At 59.3% G+C, this 18,388-nt stretch carries 16 protein-coding genes; 1 reads left to right on the forward strand and 15 read right to left on the reverse strand.

Going from position 1 to position 18,388, the window contains the following annotated elements:
- Window positions 1-18: 18 nt before the first annotated feature.
- From ACONT6_RS16540 to ubiE, 9 genes are all read right to left on the reverse strand, one after another.
- A complete protein-coding gene (locus ACONT6_RS16540) occupies window positions 19-795 on the reverse strand; it encodes an esterase/lipase family protein (RefSeq protein ID WP_428819515.1) in 777 nt (258 codons plus the stop codon).
- Between the two features lie 176 nt (window positions 796-971).
- Complete coding sequence (tatC, locus tag ACONT6_RS16545; RefSeq protein WP_428819516.1) at window positions 972-1,718, reverse strand: twin-arginine translocase subunit TatC; 747 nt, start codon at window positions 1,716-1,718, stop codon at window positions 972-974.
- Window positions 1,715-2,440 (reverse strand): Sec-independent protein translocase protein TatB, encoded by a 726-nt coding sequence (gene tatB, locus ACONT6_RS16550; protein ID WP_428819517.1) that lies wholly within the window; start codon window positions 2,438-2,440, stop codon window positions 1,715-1,717. The genes tatC and tatB overlap by 4 nt, the downstream gene beginning before the upstream one ends.
- A 42-nt stretch (window positions 2,441-2,482) precedes the next feature.
- Window positions 2,483-2,737 (reverse strand): twin-arginine translocase TatA/TatE family subunit, encoded by a 255-nt coding sequence (gene tatA, locus ACONT6_RS16555; RefSeq protein ID WP_078083979.1) that lies wholly within the window; start codon window positions 2,735-2,737, stop codon window positions 2,483-2,485.
- Between the two features lie 60 nt (window positions 2,738-2,797).
- Entirely contained in the window at window positions 2,798-3,145 is a 348-nt protein-coding gene (locus ACONT6_RS16560; RefSeq protein WP_428819518.1) for a phosphoribosyl-ATP diphosphatase, read from the reverse strand.
- An 8-nt stretch (window positions 3,146-3,153) separates the two neighbouring features.
- Window positions 3,154-3,552 carry a phosphoribosyl-AMP cyclohydrolase gene (hisI, locus tag ACONT6_RS16565; RefSeq protein ID WP_428819519.1) on the reverse strand — a complete coding sequence of 133 codons (399 nt, stop codon included), beginning with the start codon at window positions 3,550-3,552 and terminating at the stop codon, window positions 3,154-3,156.
- Between the two features lie 59 nt (window positions 3,553-3,611).
- Window positions 3,612-5,249, reverse strand: coding sequence for a ubiquinone biosynthesis regulatory protein kinase UbiB (gene ubiB, locus ACONT6_RS16570; protein WP_428819520.1), 1,638 nt, complete (start codon window positions 5,247-5,249; stop codon window positions 3,612-3,614).
- Between the two features lies 1 nt (window position 5,250).
- A complete protein-coding gene (locus tag ACONT6_RS16575; RefSeq protein ID WP_428819521.1) occupies window positions 5,251-5,922 on the reverse strand; it encodes a ubiquinone biosynthesis accessory factor UbiJ in 672 nt (223 codons plus the stop codon).
- A 183-nt stretch (window positions 5,923-6,105) separates the two neighbouring features.
- Window positions 6,106-6,855, reverse strand: a complete 750-nt coding sequence (gene ubiE, locus ACONT6_RS16580; protein WP_181254925.1) for a bifunctional demethylmenaquinone methyltransferase/2-methoxy-6-polyprenyl-1,4-benzoquinol methylase UbiE — start codon at window positions 6,853-6,855, stop codon at window positions 6,106-6,108.
- 341 nt (window positions 6,856-7,196) lie between these two features.
- Between ubiE and ACONT6_RS16585 the strand changes: the two genes are divergently transcribed.
- Window positions 7,197-10,055 carry a TonB-dependent receptor domain-containing protein gene (locus ACONT6_RS16585; protein WP_428819522.1) on the forward strand — a complete coding sequence of 953 codons (2,859 nt, stop codon included), beginning with the start codon at window positions 7,197-7,199 and terminating at the stop codon, window positions 10,053-10,055.
- A 157-nt stretch (window positions 10,056-10,212) separates the two neighbouring features.
- On the opposite strand, the gene ACONT6_RS16590 is transcribed toward ACONT6_RS16585, so the two are convergent.
- The 6 genes from ACONT6_RS16590 to hslV all read right to left on the reverse strand — a co-directional run bounded on the left by ACONT6_RS16590 (window position 10,213) and on the right by hslV (window position 18,298).
- Window positions 10,213-11,814: an alkaline phosphatase gene (locus ACONT6_RS16590; protein ID WP_428819523.1), complete on the reverse strand. Its 1,602-nt coding sequence runs from the start codon at window positions 11,812-11,814 to the stop codon at window positions 10,213-10,215.
- A gap of 140 nt (window positions 11,815-11,954) precedes the next feature.
- Complete coding sequence (locus tag ACONT6_RS16595) at window positions 11,955-13,610, reverse strand: hypothetical protein (RefSeq protein WP_428819524.1); 1,656 nt, start codon at window positions 13,608-13,610, stop codon at window positions 11,955-11,957.
- Window positions 13,611-13,730: 120 nt separating this feature from the next.
- Window positions 13,731-15,581: a PhoX family protein gene (locus tag ACONT6_RS16600; RefSeq protein WP_428819525.1), complete on the reverse strand. Its 1,851-nt coding sequence runs from the start codon at window positions 15,579-15,581 to the stop codon at window positions 13,731-13,733.
- Window positions 15,582-15,748: 167 nt separating this feature from the next.
- Window positions 15,749-16,150: a gamma-butyrobetaine hydroxylase-like domain-containing protein gene (locus tag ACONT6_RS16605; protein ID WP_428819526.1), complete on the reverse strand. Its 402-nt coding sequence runs from the start codon at window positions 16,148-16,150 to the stop codon at window positions 15,749-15,751.
- 73 nt (window positions 16,151-16,223) lie between these two features.
- Window positions 16,224-17,537: an ATP-dependent protease ATPase subunit HslU gene (hslU, locus tag ACONT6_RS16610; protein ID WP_428819527.1), complete on the reverse strand. Its 1,314-nt coding sequence runs from the start codon at window positions 17,535-17,537 to the stop codon at window positions 16,224-16,226.
- Window positions 17,538-17,758: 221 nt separating this feature from the next.
- Window positions 17,759-18,298, reverse strand: coding sequence for an ATP-dependent protease subunit HslV (gene hslV / locus ACONT6_RS16615; protein WP_428819528.1), 540 nt, complete (start codon window positions 18,296-18,298; stop codon window positions 17,759-17,761).
- Between the last annotated feature and the right edge of the window lie 90 nt (window positions 18,299-18,388).

The following is an 18,388-nucleotide window of genomic DNA, read 5'->3' on the forward strand; positions in this document are numbered from 1 at the left end:
AGTCGTTCGGGAAAGGCGCTACTCGGTCTCCACAGGGTTTGCACAGGGGAACGCCTCCACCCCATCACCGCGAAAATTCCCGGTGTTCAGAAATGCCACCACCTGATCGATCACCCGCTGGTCGTCGGTCAGGTTGTCGTGGGTGAGCGGGTAGGTGACGCGCGCGCAAGTGCCCTCAACGTAGGTACTGGGCAGGCCAACACGGCCGTCGTCATTGCCGCTGATAATTGCCGCGAACAGGGGGTTGAGCGTGCGGGTGCCGGCAATCACCCCGAGGGGGAAGCGCACCGGCCCCATCCGGTTGGGGATGCTGCGCGGATCAATACCCATCTGTTTGCCGGCGGGGCCGTTCAGGTCCTTGATCCACGGAATACAGGAAAGGAAATTGCCCAGGCGGCTGCCCTGATTCGGGGTGCCGAGCATAACCACACTGGTGACGTCGGATGCATCGCGCCGGTCATAGTAGTAACGCACCAGCAGCCCACCCATGGAATGGGCGACGAAGTGCAAGGCACCGGTGTCGGCCTCCTCACATGCAGCCAGCCCCCGCGGAATCGCTTCACTGGCCAGTACTTCGATGGGGTTACTGCGGGAGGGGTAGTCGAGGTTGACCGTGTGATAGCCCCGCTCCTGCAGGGCGCGCTCGATGGAGCGCATCGATGAGGAATCTTTGGTGATGCCGTGCAGCAGGATGACACAGGCTTCAGCGGCTGAGGCTTTGTCTTCCGCCTCTGCAGGATGGGACTGCGCGGAGTGGACTGTGGCGGGTATGCACAATACTGCCAGTAGTCCCAAAGCCCGGGTAACTGCCAAACAGGTTTTGTGTAACACCACAGAGAGCCACCCCTCAGAAATTCCGGGAATTCCGCCGTCAAGTCGAGCACACCGCCGGATATCTCTCGCCGCTGCACCTGACAGCGGCGCGATATCTCTACGGGCTTTATACGCCGCTTACTGGCCCGCGGATGACATCAGGGCGATTCGGCTTCCGCTTCCTTTTTACCGCGCTTTTTGATCATACGACCGAATAAAATGCCCACCTCGAACAGCAGCCACATGGGAATGGCCAGCAGGGTCTGTGAGATGACGTCCGGCGGGGTGAGCAGCATGCCCACAGCGAAACAGGCGACAATCACGTAGGGGCGCTTTTTCGCCAGATCCTTGGCGGTGACGGCACCACTCCAGATCAGCAGCACGGTGGCGATGGGGATTTCGAAGGCGAAGCCAAACGCAAAAAACAGCTTCAGCGCCAGGTCCAGATAACTGCGGATGTCCGGCAGTACCTTGATATCGGCATCGGCGGAGCTGATGAAGAACTCGAAAATCAGCGGGAACACCACGAAGTAGGCAAACGCCATGCCCGCGTAAAACAGGAACACACTGGAGAACATCAGCGGTGCGATAAGACGTTTTTCGTGCTTGTACAGGCCAGGGGCAATAAATGCCCAGAACTGATACAGCACCACAGGAATCGCGACAAAAAACGCCAGCACAAAGGTGGTCTTGAACGGTGTCAGGAACGGCGATGTCACCTCGGTGGCGATCATCCCCGCGCCCTCGGTCAGGCGGGCCTGCAGGGGGTCGGCAACGAAATTGTAGATCTCGTTGGCGAAAGGCACCATACAGGCAAAGATCGCCACCACCACCATCAGGGTTTTCAGCAGGCGGTCGCGCATCTCGATAAGATGCTCAATAAACGGTTGGTCTTTCTCGGTCATTGACGCTTGTCTTCCACCTGGCCTGCACTGTCGCTTTTTGCGGGGCTTGCCGATTCTGAACTTTCTTCGGCACTTGCTTCGGCACGGTCCTTCGTCTCCGCCGGGTCCAGCCGATCCACTTCCGCCCAGGCTTCATCTTCCTCGTGCTTGAAATGATCCGGGTGGTGCGGGTTGTATTGCGGGTCGCCGTGATCGTGCAAATGCTCGGGATATTCGGGATCTTCCTGATCCTCGTCGTCCTCATCTTCCTCCGGCAGGTACTCCTCGTCGGATTTCTCATCGATGCGCGCTTCGCGATCTTCTTCCGGGAGGTAGTCCGCGGCCTGCCGACGCTGGTCCGCCGCCACATCCGGCTCTGCAGGCGGCTCTTTTTCCGGCGCTGCTTCGCCCGCGGGCTCGGCGTCCTGTTTCAGCGACTGCGCCTGGGCTTCCACCGCCTTGAGATCCTGCTCGAACTTGCGCTCGGCATCACTGAAGGTGCGCTCCATCGCCTCCTGGCTTTCGCGCAACTCGCGCAGTACGCGCTCGTTGTGCAGCTCCCGACGGATATCGTCGGCACCCACTTCCCGCTCCAGTTCGTCTTTGGCACTGCTCAGGGTCTGCTTCAGCTGCGTCCACCAGCGCACGGTGGTGCGCACCGCGTCCGGCAGGCGCTCGGGACCGATGACCACCAGGCCAACGATACCGATCAGCAGTAATTCAAAAAATCCGATATCAAACACGCGCGGTTCGCTCTATCAGTTGCGGACGATGCCGGTGCCAGGTTACTTGTCCTGGGACTGCTTTTCTTCGCTGGTTGTTTTCTGCTGGGGCTTGGCGTTTTCGTCCTTGGTCAGAAGTTCCGGATCCTTGTCGGCATCTTCTTCCTCGCCGTCTTTCTTGCCTTCTTCCTTCATGGCCTTTTTGAAGCCCTTGATGGCTCCACCCAGATCGCCACCGAGGTTGCGCAGACGCTTGGTGCCGAAAATCAGCAGAACGATGACCAGCAGAATCAGTAGTTGTTGCCAGCTAATACCCATGTGAAATACTCCTGAATAAAATTCTTGATCTTGTATCGGCCTGGGCCGGTGAAATTCAAATCAGTCCTGCTTGCGCGCGGCCTTTTCTTCCAGACCGGACAGGCCGAAGCGGCGCCCCAGTTCATCCAGTACCGCGCGGGAATCCGTCCCCAGATGTGCGAGCACCACCAGCGAATGAAACCACAGGTCCGCGGTTTCACTGATCAGCGCCTTATACGCGTCGCTATCCAAGTCCGCGCCCTCGGCGTCTTTCGCCGCGAGCACCAGCTCGGTGGCCTCTTCGCCCACCTTTTCCAGTATCTTGTTCAGCCCTTTGTGATGCAGGCTCGCGACATAGGAGGACTCCGCATCCCCCTGTTGCATGCGCATCCGCAGTACGCGATCCAGTTGTATCAGCATATTACTCATGGCGCTGTCTATTTCTCCCCTGAATAGATCTCTTTCGGGTCGGTGATCACCGGCTGGCGAATCTGCCACTGGCCGTCTTCCAGTACCTGATAAAAGCAACTGGTGCGACCGGTGTGACAGGCAATGCCGCCGAGCTGTTCCACCATCAGCACCAGCGTGTCGCCGTCGCAATCGAGGCGGATTTCGCGCACCTGCTGCACGTGGCCGGAGGACTCACCCTTGCGCCAGAGCTTGCCGCGCGAGCGGGACCAGTAGACCGCGCGCCCTTCCTCCACCGTGAGTCGCAGGGACTCGGCATTCATCCACGCCATCATCAGCACCCGGCCGCTCTTGTAATCCTGCGCAATGGCAGGCACCAGCCCGTCACTGTTCCAGCTGACTGCCTGGGTGAAATCGGTTTCGCTCACGTGTGCGTCCTTACTGCATTCGTTATTGTAGGCTGGCGAGTTCGCTTCAGGGCGGCGGCTCACGGCCAGAGCAACATGGCCAGTGCCGCTGCCCCCAGTACCCAACTGGCCACCGGTATCTGCGCCAGCAACCCGGGGGAAGCCACCAGCGCCGCACCCGCCGCGAGCAGCCCTCCCACGATCATGCGCGCATAGCGGGCACGCCCGCGCTGCCGGCTACCTGCGAGCTGATCGCTCAACTGCTGCAGTTGCGGTCCCAGCTGCTGCCCCTGCTCAAGGGCAGAGAACGCCATTTGCGGCAGTTGGGGGAATTTTTCCAGCCACTCCGGCCCGTATCGCCGGATTTCGCCGACGATGGTCTTGGGGTGAATACGCTCGCGCATCCACCGCTCGAGAAATGGATGGGCAGTCTTCCACAGATCCAGTTGCGGATAAAGCTGTCGCCCCAGCCCCTCGATATTGAGCAGGGTTTTCTGCAACAACACCAGTTGCGGCTGTACTTCCATATCGAAGCGCCGCGCCGTCTGGAACAGGCTGATCAGCACCCGTGCGAAGGAAATCTCTCCCAGGGGCTTTTCAAAAATCGGTTCGCACACCGAGCGGATCGCCGCTTCAAATGCATTAACCGGTGTATCTTTGCGCACCCAGCCGCTCTGCACATGCAGTTCCGCCACCATGCGATAGTCGCGGCGGAACATAGCCAGCAAATTACGCGCCAAATAGTACTGGTCTTCGCGGGTAAGGCTGCCGACGATGGCGGTATCGATGGCGATATATTTGGGCCGCTGCGGATTTTCCCGGGACACAAAAATATTGCCCGGGTGCATATCCGCGTGGAAGAAGTTGTGTTCGAACACCTGCTTGAAGAATATCTCCACGCCGCGCTCGGCGAGCAATTCCATATCGGTGCTCTGGGCGCGCAACTGCTCCAGGTCGGTAACCGGAATACCGTCAATGCGCTCCAGCACCAGCACATTGTCGCGAGTGTAATCCCAATAGACTTCGGGAATGTACAACAGCGGTGAATTGGCGAAATTGCGCTTCAGCTCGGAACCGTTGGAGGCCTCGCGCACCAGGTCCAGCTCCCCCTCAATGGTATGGCGGTAATCCTCCACCACCTCCACCGGGCGCATGCGGCGGCCGTCGGGCAGAAAGCGCTCGATCCAGCGCGCGATATGCCGCAACAGCTGCAGGTCCTGCTGGATGATCTTGTCGATACCGGGCCGCAGCACTTTCACCACCACGGATTTTCCCGCCGCACCCCGCTCGTCTTTCAGCCGCGCGGCGTGCACCTGGGCCACCGATGCCGAGGCCAGGGGCTCGCGCTCAAACTCTGCGAACAGCTCATCTACCGGCGCACCCAGCGCCGCTTCGATACGCGCAATACACTGATCCGCCGGGTAGGGCGGCACATTGTCCTGCAGCTGGTTCAGCTCCAGCACCATATCCGGCGGCAGCAGATCCGGACGTGTAGACAGCAGCTGCCCGAACTTCACATAGATGGGCCCCAGATCCTCCAGCGCCCGGCGCAGCCGCTCCCCGCGCCCCATCTGCGTGATCTTGCCACTTGCCGGCAGCAGTTTTGCGGGCGCCCAAAGCGCGCGCAGCCACAGGGGCTGATGCTCGGCGGGCACCAGCTCGTTCAGTCGATAGCGCAGAAAAATCCGCGCGATGGTCAGGGTTCTCGCTACTGGCACGTCAATCTTTCCCCTGACCCGGTTTGCGTTCATTCGGTGATTGGCCGCCTTCCAGCTTGCGACGCAAAATCTCGATGCGCGCCTCCAGCCGGTCTACCCCCTGGGCAAACTCCGTCACATCCTCTGCAAACGCTTCAAACTGCGCCTGCGGCGGTGTCACCTTCCACTCCTCACTCACCGCCTCGGCACCGGCCTTCGGCGCTGCACTCAGCGCGCCCTTCAGCCAGCTCGCCGCCATACGCATTCCGGTGCCCAGCTGATGAGCCGGCGTGTCGCCAATCAACCTGGCCAGCGGCTCTTCCCAGTCGATATCCAGATCCCGCAGGATCGACTGCAGCTCCGCCAGCAGTGCGCTGGAACCGCGCACCGTCACGCCCAGCTTGGCCGGCGTGGCATCGCGGTTGCGCAGCAGTTGCACAAACGCCATCGCCGAACCGGACAGCTCGGTGGACACCTCGCCATTCCAGCGACCATGCACCTCGATAAAACCGCCATCGCCGTCATCTTCGATCGCCAGAAACAGGGTCATGGCAGGTGCCGTCAACTTCACCGCCAGCACCTTGCCCGCCAGTTTGCCGAGGCGCGCGCGGGTACCCGGGTCATACCGGAGTGCGGAGTTGATGGCGGTTTCCAGAGTGGCGTCGAAGCCGGCGCGGAAGGTGGGGTCGGTCATTCTTTTGGTGATTCTGTTCCGAGCTCACAACCCCGACGAGAAGGTGTCGATTCCGGGGTCTGTTTGCGGGACTGTCGAAAAGAGGGACCTTTTCGACAAGCCCCCATGGATGGGTTCACGGCGAGTCCCGCAAACAGACGCCGGAAGCGACGCCGCCACAGGTCCATGGCCGGAGCCCTAAAATCAGGGTTTGATGCCCTTGTGCAAAGCCACAATGCCACCGGTCATGTTGTGGAATTCGCAATCCACGAAACCGGCCTCGCCCATCATGTCTTTCAGGGTCTCCTGATCCGGATGCATACGGATACTCTCGGCGAGATAACGGTAACTGTCCGCATCGTCCGCCACCAGTTTGCCCATAAAAGGCAGCAGGCGGAAAGAGTACTGATCGTAGACCTTCTCCAGCAGCTTGGACTGCGGCTTGGAAAACTCCAGCACCAGCAGGCGGCCACCGGGCTTCAACACCCGCAGCATTGAGCGCAGCGCCAGATCCTTATCTGTCACATTGCGCAGGCCAAAGGCGATGGTAATACAGTCAAAGGTATTGTCCGGGAACGGCAGGTACTGGGCATCCGCCTGCACCGTCTCCACATTGCCCGCGATACCGCGGTCCAGCAGGCGATCACGGCCCACCTTCAGCATCGACGCATTGATATCCGCCAGCACCACCTTGCCGGTAGGGCCGACAATGCGCGAAAAGCGCGCCGTCAGGTCACCGGTGCCGCCGGCAATATCCAGAATCGTCTGCCCAGGTCGCGCCGCGGACAGCTCAATGGTGAAACGCTTCCACAACCGGTGCACACCACCGGACATCAGGTCGTTCATCACATCGTAGCGGGCCGCCACCGAGTGGAAAACATCCGCCACCCGACCGGCCTTCTCTTCCACCGGTACTTCCTGGTAGCCAAAGTGGGTCGTCTTGCGTTCCGTCATCGTATGCCTGCTGAGCCAGATTTGAGGGCGGTATTGTACATGGGCCGAATTGGAATGGGACATGCAGGAACCTTTTTGCGTCGAGCACATTGGCCAACGAAAGGCTCGCCACAGCAAGATGACTCAGCCGTCAGCCGCGTTCGACCTTAGCATTAATGTCATTTTTCAGCCCTTCTTGCACAATATCTCATTAGGTTTCATCTGAAACAAAAAATATTTAATCTTGTTAATATTTTCCATGAGGGAACTTTCCTCCCAATCGTTACTGGAATACGGCACAAAACTCTAAACGCCGAATTTCTGACCAAGAACGAGAAACCCTCTGGGGGGGAATAAAAAATATGAAAGGCAACACGCTCTCCATGGCCATCCGCGGCGCCATTTTGGCGGCGGTTGGTGTTACTCCCGCATTCGCTCAGGAAGACACTCAAGCTGTAGACGCTTCCAAAATCGACGACGGCGCCATTGAACAGGTCACCGTGACCGGCTCGCGTATCGCGCGCCCCAACTCCATGAGCCCCACCCCGGTCACTACATTGACCGCGGAAGATATCAGCCTTAGTGGTGAAACCAACCTGGGTGACTTCCTCAACGAATTGCCCGCGTTGCGCTCCACCTTCTCCGGCCAGAACTCCGGTCGCTTTATCGGCACCGTGGGCCTGAACCTGCTGGACCTGCGCGGTCTCGGCACTTCCCGCACCCTGGTACTGCAGGACGGCCGTCGTCACATCGCCTCCTCTGTAGGTACTTCTGCGGTTGACGTAAACACTATCCCGGAAGACCTGATTGAGCGCGTCGACGTGATCACCGGCGGAGCTTCCGCGATCTACGGTGCGGACGCTGTAACCGGTGTAGTTAACTTCATCATGAAAGATGACTTCGAAGGCGTGAAGATCAGCGCCTTCGCCAGCGACACCACAAACGGTGGTGCGGAAACTACTGAAGCTTCCTTTACCTTCGGCCAAAACTTTTTCGACGGCCGCGCGAACGTCGCCGGTAGTGTCTCTCTCACCAGCCGCGGCGATGTGTACGGCACCGATCGCGACTGGATCACCAAAGGCTACGGCACTCTGCGCAACCCCAACGACACCGGCCCCGAAGATGGCATCCCGGATCGTTTCATCGTGCAGAACTACACCCTGCCCATCCTGAGTGACGCCGGTATCGCCTGGTTACCCGCGCCTTTCGGTGACTACACCTTTGACGAAGACGGCTCCGCACGCCCGGTTATCCCCGGTGACTACTGTGATTCCGCCGGCCGCTGTACCGGTGGTGACGGCTATCGCTGGATTGGCCAGTACCAGATGTATCCGAGCATGGATACCAACAATGTGTACGTGAAGGGTCACTTCGACCTGAACGACTCCACGCGCCTGTTTGCCGAAGCCAAATACGTTAGCCACGAAGCCGAGAGCTGGGGGCAGGCGAGCTTCAGCTACAATGGCTACTCCTCCACCAACCCGTTCTTGGACAAAGATCTGTCCGACGAGCTGGTAGCTGCCGGCATTCCCGCTTTCGGCATGTACCGCATGCATTCCGACCTGGGTTACCGCGGCGATCTGGCCGAGCGTGAAACCCAGCGCTATGTAGTGGGCGTAAAGGGTGACATCGGTAGCCGCTGGAACTACGAGGCCAGCCTCGTTTACGGCCAGTACGACGCCGACATCTTCTACCTGAACAACCGCCATAACGAGCGCTTCGCCCAGGCCATCGACGCCATCGAAGTCGACGGGCAGATTGTCTGTGCCGACGCCGACGCCCGCGCAGCTGGCTGTCAGCCGCTTGACCTGTTCGGCGAAAACCAGAATTCCCAGGAAGCTATCGACTGGGTAATGCTGGATAACACCGGTTCAGTGGAAGAAATGACTCAAACCGTCGCTTCCGGCTTTATCGGCGGCGACCTGTTCGACCTTCCTGCGGGCCCGCTGTCCGTTGTCGGCGGCTTCGAATACCGTGAAGAAACCAGCTTTGTCGACTTTGATGAAATCATCAAAAGCGGCGCTACCTTCATGAACGCGCTCGCGACCACTGATGGTGAATACGACGTATCGGAAGCCTACGTAGAACTGTCTGCTCCGCTGCTGTCCGACCTCCCGGGCGTCCAGAGCCTGGTATTCGACACCGCATACCGCGCCGCTGATTACTCCACCATCGGCAGCACCGGTGCCTGGAAGGCCGGCCTGGATTGGACTGTGGTCGATGACGTTCGTGTCCGTGCTACCTCCTCTCAGGCAGTACGTGCTCCGAACATCGACGAGCTGTTCGCACCGCTGGGCCAGAACTTCTTCAATATTGACGATCCCTGTGATGCGGACGAGGTAGCCTACGCTCCGAATCCGACTCAGCGCGCAGCCAACTGTGCCGCCCTGGGCCTGGCCGCAGACTACCAGTCCCCATGGAACGAAGGTCCGACCCTGCCGGGCTTCAGCGGTGGTAACGAAAATCTTCAGGAAGAGACTGCGACTACCCTGACCTTCGGTGTGGTGCTCACCCCGCGCTTTGCTGAAGGCCTGACCGTTACCGCGGACTACTGGGACATCGAAATCGAAGATGCGATTTCTTACTACGGTGGCCAGACGATTCTGGACAAGTGTGTTGACGCCTCCTCCATCGACAACCAGTTCTGTGGCAACATCGAGCGCGATGCCAACGGCGACCTGGTCTCCCTGACCAGCTCGGCCCTGAACGCATCCAAGCTCACTGCCCGCGGTATTGACTACGAAGTGCGTTACGAAATGGCTCTGGCCGACCTGTTCAAATCTGAGCTGGGCAACCTGACTCTGAGCCTGCAGGGTACTCGTCTGCTGGAACGCGACGACTACTCCTTCCAGAACGAGCCTGACAGTGCAGACCGCATCGACGGCGAACTGGGCGATCCCACCAACGCCTACAACATGAATGTCACCTACCGCTACGGTGACCTGTCCGTGAACTGGGCGCATCGCTACCTGGATGACATGGCCCTGTACGACATTGGCCTGACTCAGCCGGAAAGCGCAGCTCCGAGTAATACCGGTGTGATCCGCTACAACGACCTGCGTGCAGCATACCTGTACCAGGACTCTTTCGAAGTTTACGGTGGTATCAACAACATCGAAGACCAGGATCCCCCCGCATACCTTTCCGGTACCGGTGGTGGCTCCGGTATGTACGACACTCTGGGTCGCAGCTTCTACATGGGTGTGAACTACACCTTCTAACAATCTCTCTCAGAGAAACAACAAGAACCGGGGAGCCGCAAGGCTCCCGCTTCGAAAGCCGCATCCAAAGATGCGGCTTTTTTTGTTATCCGAATCCCGTCTCGCAGATTCTCCTCAGTATTTTCAATTCCGCTGTTCCCGCAGACCTGTCACTGACTCAGTCTTCCTCCAACAGGCCTCCGGAATGGGCCATCACATGAAAAATAAAGCTCTGCTCATTGGTGCCGCTCAACAGGTGCGCGCCCGGGCCGCGCGCCCAGATGCCGACATCCTCGCCACCGTGAGTTTCTGAGCCCAGTGGCACCAGTGCATCCTGGTGATAGCCCGGCGCGGTGGTATCCAGTTTGGACAGGTCCTTGCGTCCGCTGTCGATTGGGTTGTTGTAGCGCATATCGGCATCGGTCTCGTCGCCGTAGTGGGCGTGGCCGAGGCCGGTGGTGTAACCGATAGTGGTGTAGGGTTTGCCATCGGCGGCCAGGGACGGCGTGTCCTCGGCCTGACCACGGCTGTCGTTGCCCACTACTTTGCCCAGGATCGGGTTGCCGCGGGTCGGATAACCGGCGATGGTCATCACATGGCTGTGATCGGCGGTGACGATAATCAGGGTATCTTCGGCACTGGTTTTATCCATCGCCACCTGCACCGCGCGCGCCATCTCCACCGCATCATTCAAGGCATTGTAGGCGTTGCCCGCGTGGTGGCCGTGATCGATGCGTCCACCTTCCACCAGCATGAAGTAACCGTTGTCGTTTTTCTCCAGCAGGTCGATGGCCTTGGCGGTCATCTCGTGCAGCGCGGGCTCGCCGGCCACATCATTTTTGCGGTCCGCTTCGTAGCGCATATGCGAGCTTTCGAAGAGGCCAAGGAGCTTGTCGGTAGCCGCCAGATCCAGGCCATCAAACCCCTTCTGATCCTCGATATAGACCGCGCTGTCACCGTAACGCTGCTTCCACTCGTTCACCAGATTGCGGCCGTCGGTACGTTTGCCGCTTTTACCTTCCCGGTCCGTGACTTCTTGCGGCAGAAAGCTGCGGCGACCGCCACCCAGTACGACATCAACACCGTCGCCCGCAGGCAGGGCGACCAGCTGCGCGGCAATATCCCGGCAGCCTTCCGGTGCCTGGAACTCCCAGCTGCGCTCGGGCACTTTGGCGTAGGCCGCAGCCGGGGTGGCGTGAGTAATACGAGCAGTGCTCACCAGGCCGGTACTTTTGCCTTGCTGCTCGGCGAGTTCCAGTGCAGTCGTCAGGCCATGCTTGAGGCTCGCGGGGCAATCTCCGCGGTCCACCACTTCATCGACGCCGATAAATCCGGCCTTGGTTTTCACTCCAGTGACCATTGCGGTGGCGGTACCGGCGGAGTCCGGAGTCTGCTGGTTGGTGTTGTAGGTTTTGATCAGGCCGGTAAAGGGCATTTTTTCGAAACTGAGCCGGTATTCCTCACCGTCCAGGCCCTGCTGCTGGCCAGCGAGAATACGCGCGGCGGTGACGGTAGAAATACCCATGCCGTCGCCCACAAACAGGATGACGTTTCTTGCCGCGCCGCGCTTGTTGTTGACCGGCTGCGAGATAGCCTGCTGCAGGGATGCTTGCCCCTCATTGAACCAGTGGCTGGAACGCTGGTTGTCCTGCAACTGCGAGACGTCATTCCCGGAATCCTTGGCGGCAGCAATGCCCTCCGAACTGAAGGCGAGAGCCCCCCCGAGAATGGCTGTGGTGGAGAGCGCAGCGAGCACTGCGGAGAGCGTTTTTTGGATCATTCTGAATACCCCTGAGAGAACAAACGCGCCAATTAAAGAGGGGGAATATTACAGATCCGTGACCGGGGCGGCGACCGATCACCGCCCACAGCGAACAATGCGGGAATGACAGCGACAGCATATGCCGGTCGGTGTCAGTTTCAGAAATACGACAACGCCCTTTGCACACCGGTCTCCTGTCCCTCGGTCAACTCGCGAAGCAGGTTGTCGCGCGGGGACAGCACCGCGTCGCGGCCCTCGCGGAAGCTCTGCTCCACGACAATCGCGCGGTAGGCCTTGTTTAAATCCAGCGCCCGGCGCGGTGTGGGCATGATCAGCACGTTGATGTCCCCAGCGAGCCTGTCGAGCATCGCGCTCTTGAGTGCGCCCTCGCTATCGAAGAAGCGCGCGCGCACCTCGCTGTTGGAGCGGTACTCGTCTGCGTTGCCCACCTGCTTGAGGTAGTAGGCGTACTCACCCTCTCCGTCCGCACGCAGCGGCTCCGGCGTGCCGGCGAGGGATTTCTGGTTCCAGTGGTACCAGCCGCGCTGGAAACTCTTGCCCGCATCCAGTTTGCGGGTCATGGCGAAGCCGCCGTCCACATTGGCCCCGATGGCACCGTGGCAGCCACTGCAGGTGGCCAGCTCCTCGTAGGACTGCGGCCGCAATCCGCCGTGGCGATCCTCGATAAATCCGCTGTAGCGCCAGCCGCGACGGTTGCTGACACCGCGCTCGATATCCCCGATTACCGGCTCCAGGCGGTCGGGAAAATCGTGCGCGTCCTTGAGCTCATCTGCAGCCAGTTCGCGATGCTGGAAATAAGTGACCCAGCGCACCTTGCGCGCGTAGCGCAGCTCTTTCATACGCGCGGCCATGGAGACCTCGCCATTGGTATCCACATCCAGGTAGCGCACGCTGTGCAGGAATTCGGTACCCAGCGGATAGGAACCGGCAGACAGCGGAGCCTCTTTGCGCTGCTGCGCCAGCCGCGCCTCGCCCACATAGGACATATGGCGCTGCTCCAGCGGCGCCCAGTCATAGGTAATCTGTGTAGCGGTAGCCAGCTCGCCGTTTTTGTCCAGGTCCACCTTGAGCTTTTCCTCGTCTACCGGATCGATGGCAATATCCGCGCGCTTGATCAGCGCCTCTACAATCGCCAGGTTGATCCGGTACACCTCGACATCAAACTCGCCCTGCTCACTGTTGCGATAAATGGCCGGCAGGCGGATCAGCACATCGTCGGTGGATCCGTTGGTGGGAAAGAAAGTACCCGGGAATGGGGTGTAGGCCAGCGCGCGCCAGCCGCTGTACCCGCCGTCGGCATCGCGGTCAAAACCGGCACTGTCAAAATTGAACTGCACATCGGGCACATAGCCATCCCAGCGGCCGTTGCCATTGCCATCCCAGTGCGCCGGCAGGTTTTCGCGTAATTTTTCCCGCAAGGGCACACTGCCATCCGGCGCTCGGTAATTACTTTCGCGCACGTAGCCGAGAATCTGCTCGTCGCTGACTTCAGCCAGGTACTCGGACCGGTCCTTGAACAGGTTGTGCCAGCGGTTGGTGCGCGCGGGTTCCGCAAAGTCGTATAACAGTTGCAGGTCGAGGTCGTTGGTAAAGTTGGGCGCGCGGCTATCGGTGTGGCAGACGTAACAGGGATTACTCGCCGGGGCGTTTTTATTTTCGGTCTTGGTATAACACTGCGGTGGCGTCACCGCTGCCGGGTTGGACAGATACAGACGGCCGAGATTTTCCGGCTCGGCGGATACCGCACCGGAACCGAACAGTGCGGTAGTGATTGCCAGAATGATGGTACGCATGGAGTTCACTCAAAACGTTTTCAAAAGCCCGCTCGAACAGCGGATAAGACAAAACCCCGACAGTCACCTGCCGGGGTTTTCAGCCTGGATGGCTTTACCCGTGATGGGCATCAGTGCCGCTTACTCGTCGGTAACATCCATGGCCGGGAAGGGGCCCACGTAGCCGGTGTAGGCGCGGTGTTCCAGGGAGCCGGGGGCCAGCTTGTCGCCATCGGACTCGCCGTAGGGATGCTGGATCACACTCATCAGGTAACCGAAGCCGTTGATATTCGGGTACCAGTAGGGCGAGGTGGTCTCGGAGCCGTAGGGCGTGGTCTGGATCCGGGTGAGGCCCGCGGTGGAGTCCGCCGCATCGACTTCATCCAGGTTCAGCGACCAGATCACGTCGTTCTGGTGACCGGAACCGGTGTCCTCGCCGATGATCAGGGTGTTGTAACCGGTGATGAAGGTGACGTTGTCCGGATTGGCAATAGCATCCGCATCGCAGCTGTAGGTAGCAAAGGGGCTGTCCGCCGGGTACTCCGCTTCGATACCGCCGATCAGGCCGCTCATATTGGTGGCCACGTAATCGGAACCGATGTCGGTATCCGCCGCCACATCCAGCTGGTAGACCGCGCCGCAGGAATTGCCCTCGGCAATCTGGATATGACCAACGTCGTCGGTCATGCCGCGGCCCACGGAGCTCATGGCCACATACAGCTTGCTGCCGTCCGGGTCGAAGGTGACCCCTTCTTCCTTGCGGAACTCGGTGGACGCGCCCATCAGCGCGGCATAGCGGCGGGTCTCGAGGCGGGAAGCGACTTTTTCCATGCCCGGCTTGACGCTCAGGCATTCATTGTTGCCGTTGGTGGCGGTCTCGACGCAGCCTTCGCCGTCGACTTCGAAAATATCGTCGAAAGTCACCGCGGGCTGGCCTTCAGCACCGTGCACCGCCGCATCGATTTCGTCATTGCTGGCGTGACCGAGGGAAACCCATTCGAGATCGGCGCTGCCGAGGCCTTCAGCGGAAGTCTGGTTCCATTTGGCCGCGTACACGGTACCCGCACTCAGGTCGCCGGCGGTGTCCGCGATAAACATGTACAGGCCCACATTGGTGCCGTCGTCGGTCATGTATACGGTTTTGCTGTCGGGCATCACGTAGGACAGCTCAAAAGCAATACGGCCCATGGCGTAGTGCTTGACCAGGTCGGTGGTCGGCTCGGCTTCACCCTCCGCGTTGACGTTGATCTCGATATTCCAGCCGTAGAAATAGGGGTTCCACTGACTGGGATCCGCGTAGTAATCGAGCATACCGGCGGAGTAGCCGTCCTCGGAGGCTTCCATATGGGTAGGCAGGCTGCGCGCATCCGGCTCGTATTCCTCTGACGCCAGGTGGGCGTTCCACGGCGTCACCGACGCGGCGCAGTGTACCCAGCCACCATCCACACCGGACTGGTCAATCTGCCACAGATCTTTGGTGGACAGCGCACCGTTTTCCGGGTCCTGATTCAGCTCCATCAGGAACATGGCGCCGGGGCGGGTTTCCATCTGCGATACGGAGAACAGGCGATCGCCGATGGGCAGCAGGGAGGTATGCTCATTGGCATCGGTAACCTTGAGCATGCCGTCTTCGCCGTACAGGGGCTGGCCGGCGGCATCCACCAGCTGGCCGAACACCACATTGCCATTTACCGAATCGCCGGAGCGCAGCAGGGTGTGGAATCCAATCTCGTATTCTTCACCGTCCACTTCGACCTTGGGCGATGCCAGGATCTGGCGCTTTTCGCTGTCGGTTGCAGGCGCCGGTACACCGGTAAAACTCAGGGAACGCTCGGGCGTTTCTTCACCGCCTTCACCGGGATTCGGATCCGGCGTTACCACCGGCGGATTGTTGCGATTGTTGTTGTCGTCGCTACAGGCGGGAAGCAGGGCAAATGCGGCGAGCATTACCCCGAGCTTCATCGCCAGCGGTGTTTTGGAAAAAGGAATCATGATGTACCCACCCAGCTAAATTATTTTCGAGCGGGGATTGAAGCGATTAGAAATGACAGGGTCGTGACATTGCGCGTGAAGTATTGGTGAACTTTTTATTAATCCGGAATCTGTTCACAAACTTAAGTCGGTAGCGCCGAAAAAATTCTTGTCCATGGCTCACCGGATCACTGGATAAACTTCACGGCACTTTCATCCGGGTCGCGACCTTGGCCGGCAGACTCCAGTTGCGCGAGATAAGCCTGCCAGTTTGACGCTTGCTCCTCACACAACTCGCGCAAATAGGCCCAGGTGTAAATACCGCTGTCGTGGCCATCGTCAAAAAATATCTGCAGCGCATAGCGACCTGCGGCGGCTACTTTTTCAATACCCACATGTATTTTCCCGGTTACCAGAGTGCCATCGCTGGCACCGTGGCCGCGCACTTCTGCACTGGGAGAGTAGACACGCAGATATTCCGCCGGCAGCGAAAAATCGCCGTCGGGATATTGCAGAATCAGCTGTCGAGAAGCTTTATCCAGGCGGATTTTCTGCGGCGGTTTTTGCTGTTTTTTTTCTGAAGTTTTCATGCAAATAACAGAGGGGCCCTGCGGCCCCTCTTTCCTGATCAAATTGTTTTTCGCTTCTCGCAAAAATAGACAATTAAAGAATAAAGCGGGACAGGTCTTCGTCCTTGCTCAACTCGCCGAGCTGCGCGTCCACGTAGCCCGCATCGATGGTTACGGCGGTATTGCCGTCGCCGCCGGCAAAAGATACTTCCTCAAGCAATCTTTCGAGAACCGTGTGCAGGCGGCGGGCACCGATATTTTCGGTGGATTCGTTCACTTCAAATGCCACTTCCGCAATCCGGCGGATGCCGTCTTCGGAGAATTCCAGGTTTACTCCTTCGGTGCCCATCAGTGCCTTTTGCTGTTCGGTCAGTGAGGCACTGGGTTCGGTGAGGATGCGCTGGAAGTCATGGGAGGTCAGCGAGCTCAGTTCCACGCGAATTGGCAGACGACCCTGCAGTTCGGGAATCAGGTCCGAGGGCTTGGACAGGTGGAAGGCACCGGAGGCAATAAACAGAATATGGTCTGTTTTGATCATGCCGTATTTGGTGGTGACGGTGCAGCCTTCGATCAGTGGCAACAGGTCGCGCTGTACACCTTCTCGGGACACGTCGGCACCGCCGCTTTCCTGGCGCTTGGCGACCTTGTCGATTTCGTCAATAAACACGATGCCGTTCTGTTCTGCGGAACGAATGGCTTTGGTTTTGATTTCTTCGTCGTTGATCAGCTTGGAAGCTTCGTCGTCGGTCAGCTGCTTGAGTGCCTGCTTGACGGTGAGCTTGCGCTTCTGGGTTTTGCCCTTGGACATGTTCGAGAACATGCCCTGTAGCTGGTTGGTCATTTCTTCCATGCCCGGAGGCGCCATGATTTCGACACCCATGGGGTTGGCGGAGACGTCGATTTCGATCTCTTTGTCGTCGAGCTCACCTTCGCGCAGTTTTTTACGGAAGACCTGGCGGGTGCTGGAGTCTTTCTCGCTGGGCTCGGTGTTGCGTGCGGGGGGCAGCAGGGCGTCGAGCACCCTGTCTTCGGCGGCGTCCATGGCGCGCTGTTTGACGCCTTCGGTGGCGCGCTCGCGCTCGAGTTTGATGGCCATTTCGACGAGGTCGCGGACGATGGATTCGACGTCGCGGCCGACGTAGCCGACTTCGGTGAATTTGGTGGCTTCGACTTTGATAAACGGCGCGCCGGCCAGCTTGGCGAGGCGACGGGCGATTTCGGTTTTACCGACGCCGGTGGGGCCGATCATCAGGATGTTTTTCGGGGTAATTTCCGCGCGCAGTTCTTCATTGACCTGCATGCGACGCCAGCGATTGCGCAGGGCGATGGCGACGGCGCGCTTGGCGTCGTTCTGGCCAACGATATGGCGATCGAGTTCGTGGACGATTTCTCTGGGGGTCATGGACATGGTCTTTACTCGGATTTTTTGTCGCTTCGTTCCGGCTTCGGTTGCTTTGAAGCTGGTTCGGTGGCGGCGGGGCACCGGGTACTGGTTTTTGAAACCGCTGTTAATACATCCCTGTACGCTGCGTCGGCGACGTCCCTGTCGCCGACGCTTTCAAAAGCCAGTACCCGGTGCCCCGCCTTCAATTTTTGGTGAATTACTTCGTAAGTTAATTGGTTCTTAACTTAGTAATTCAGTTCTTCAATCGTATTGTTGTGGTTGGTGTACACGCAGATATCACCGGCAATTTTCAATCCCTGCTCGACGATGCTGCGCGCATCCATTTCGGTGTTATCGAGTAGCGCGCGCGCTGCAGACTGGGCGAAGGGGCCGCCGGAGCCGATGGCGATCAGGTCATCCTCCGGCTGGATGACGTCGCCGTTGCCGGTCACGATCAGGCTGGCGGTTTCGTCGGCAACCGCGAGCAGGGCTTCCAGGCGGCGCAGGGCGCGATCGGTACGCCAGTCTTTGGCGAGTTCGACGGCGGCGCGTGTGAGCTGGCCGTTGTGGGCCTGCAGTTTGGCTTCGAAGCGTTCAAACAGGGTGAAGGCGTCGGCGGTACCGCCGGCAAATCCGGCGATGACCTTGTCGTTGTAGAGGCGGCGAACCTTGCGGGCGTTGCCTTTCATGATGGTGTTGCCCATGGAAACCTGACCGTCACCGCCGATGACGACTTTGCCGCCCCGGCGGACGGAGAGAATGGTTGTACCGCGATATTGTTCCACGTGTGCCTCTGCGTTTTACATTTCAAGAGCACTAAGTGTGGTCGAAGGGGCAAGATTTCAACTTGGGGGGTGCGGCTTTATACTCCGCGG

Origin of the sequence: Microbulbifer sp. MCCC 1A16149, from assembly GCF_050368945.1 — a bacterium.
In the GTDB taxonomy this organism is placed as follows: Bacteria; Pseudomonadota; Gammaproteobacteria; order Pseudomonadales; family Cellvibrionaceae; genus Microbulbifer.

Excerpts from the sequence above, each read along its gene's own strand:
- tatC (WP_428819516.1), bottom strand. The coding sequence starts at position 1,718 with ATGACCGAGAAAGACCAACCGTTTATTGAGCATCTTATCGAGATGCGC.
- tatA (WP_078083979.1), bottom strand. The coding sequence starts at position 2,737 with ATGGGTATTAGCTGGCAACAACTACTGATTCTGCTGGTCATCGTTCTG.
- ACONT6_RS16560 (WP_428819518.1), bottom strand. The coding sequence starts at position 3,145 with ATGAGTAATATGCTGATACAACTGGATCGCGTACTGCGGATGCGCATG.
- ACONT6_RS16575 (WP_428819521.1), bottom strand. The coding sequence starts at position 5,922 with ATGACCGACCCCACCTTCCGCGCCGGCTTCGACGCCACTCTGGAAACC.
- ubiE (WP_181254925.1), bottom strand. The coding sequence starts at position 6,855 with ATGACGGAACGCAAGACGACCCACTTTGGCTACCAGGAAGTACCGGTG.
- ACONT6_RS16585 (WP_428819522.1), top strand. The coding sequence starts at position 7,197 with ATGAAAGGCAACACGCTCTCCATGGCCATCCGCGGCGCCATTTTGGCG.
- ACONT6_RS16590 (WP_428819523.1), bottom strand. The coding sequence starts at position 11,814 with ATGATCCAAAAAACGCTCTCCGCAGTGCTCGCTGCGCTCTCCACCACA.
- ACONT6_RS16595 (WP_428819524.1), bottom strand. The coding sequence starts at position 13,610 with ATGCGTACCATCATTCTGGCAATCACTACCGCACTGTTCGGTTCCGGT.
- ACONT6_RS16600 (WP_428819525.1), bottom strand. The coding sequence starts at position 15,581 with ATGATTCCTTTTTCCAAAACACCGCTGGCGATGAAGCTCGGGGTAATG.
- ACONT6_RS16605 (WP_428819526.1), bottom strand. The coding sequence starts at position 16,150 with ATGAAAACTTCAGAAAAAAAACAGCAAAAACCGCCGCAGAAAATCCGC.
- hslU (WP_428819527.1), bottom strand. The coding sequence starts at position 17,537 with ATGTCCATGACCCCCAGAGAAATCGTCCACGAACTCGATCGCCATATC.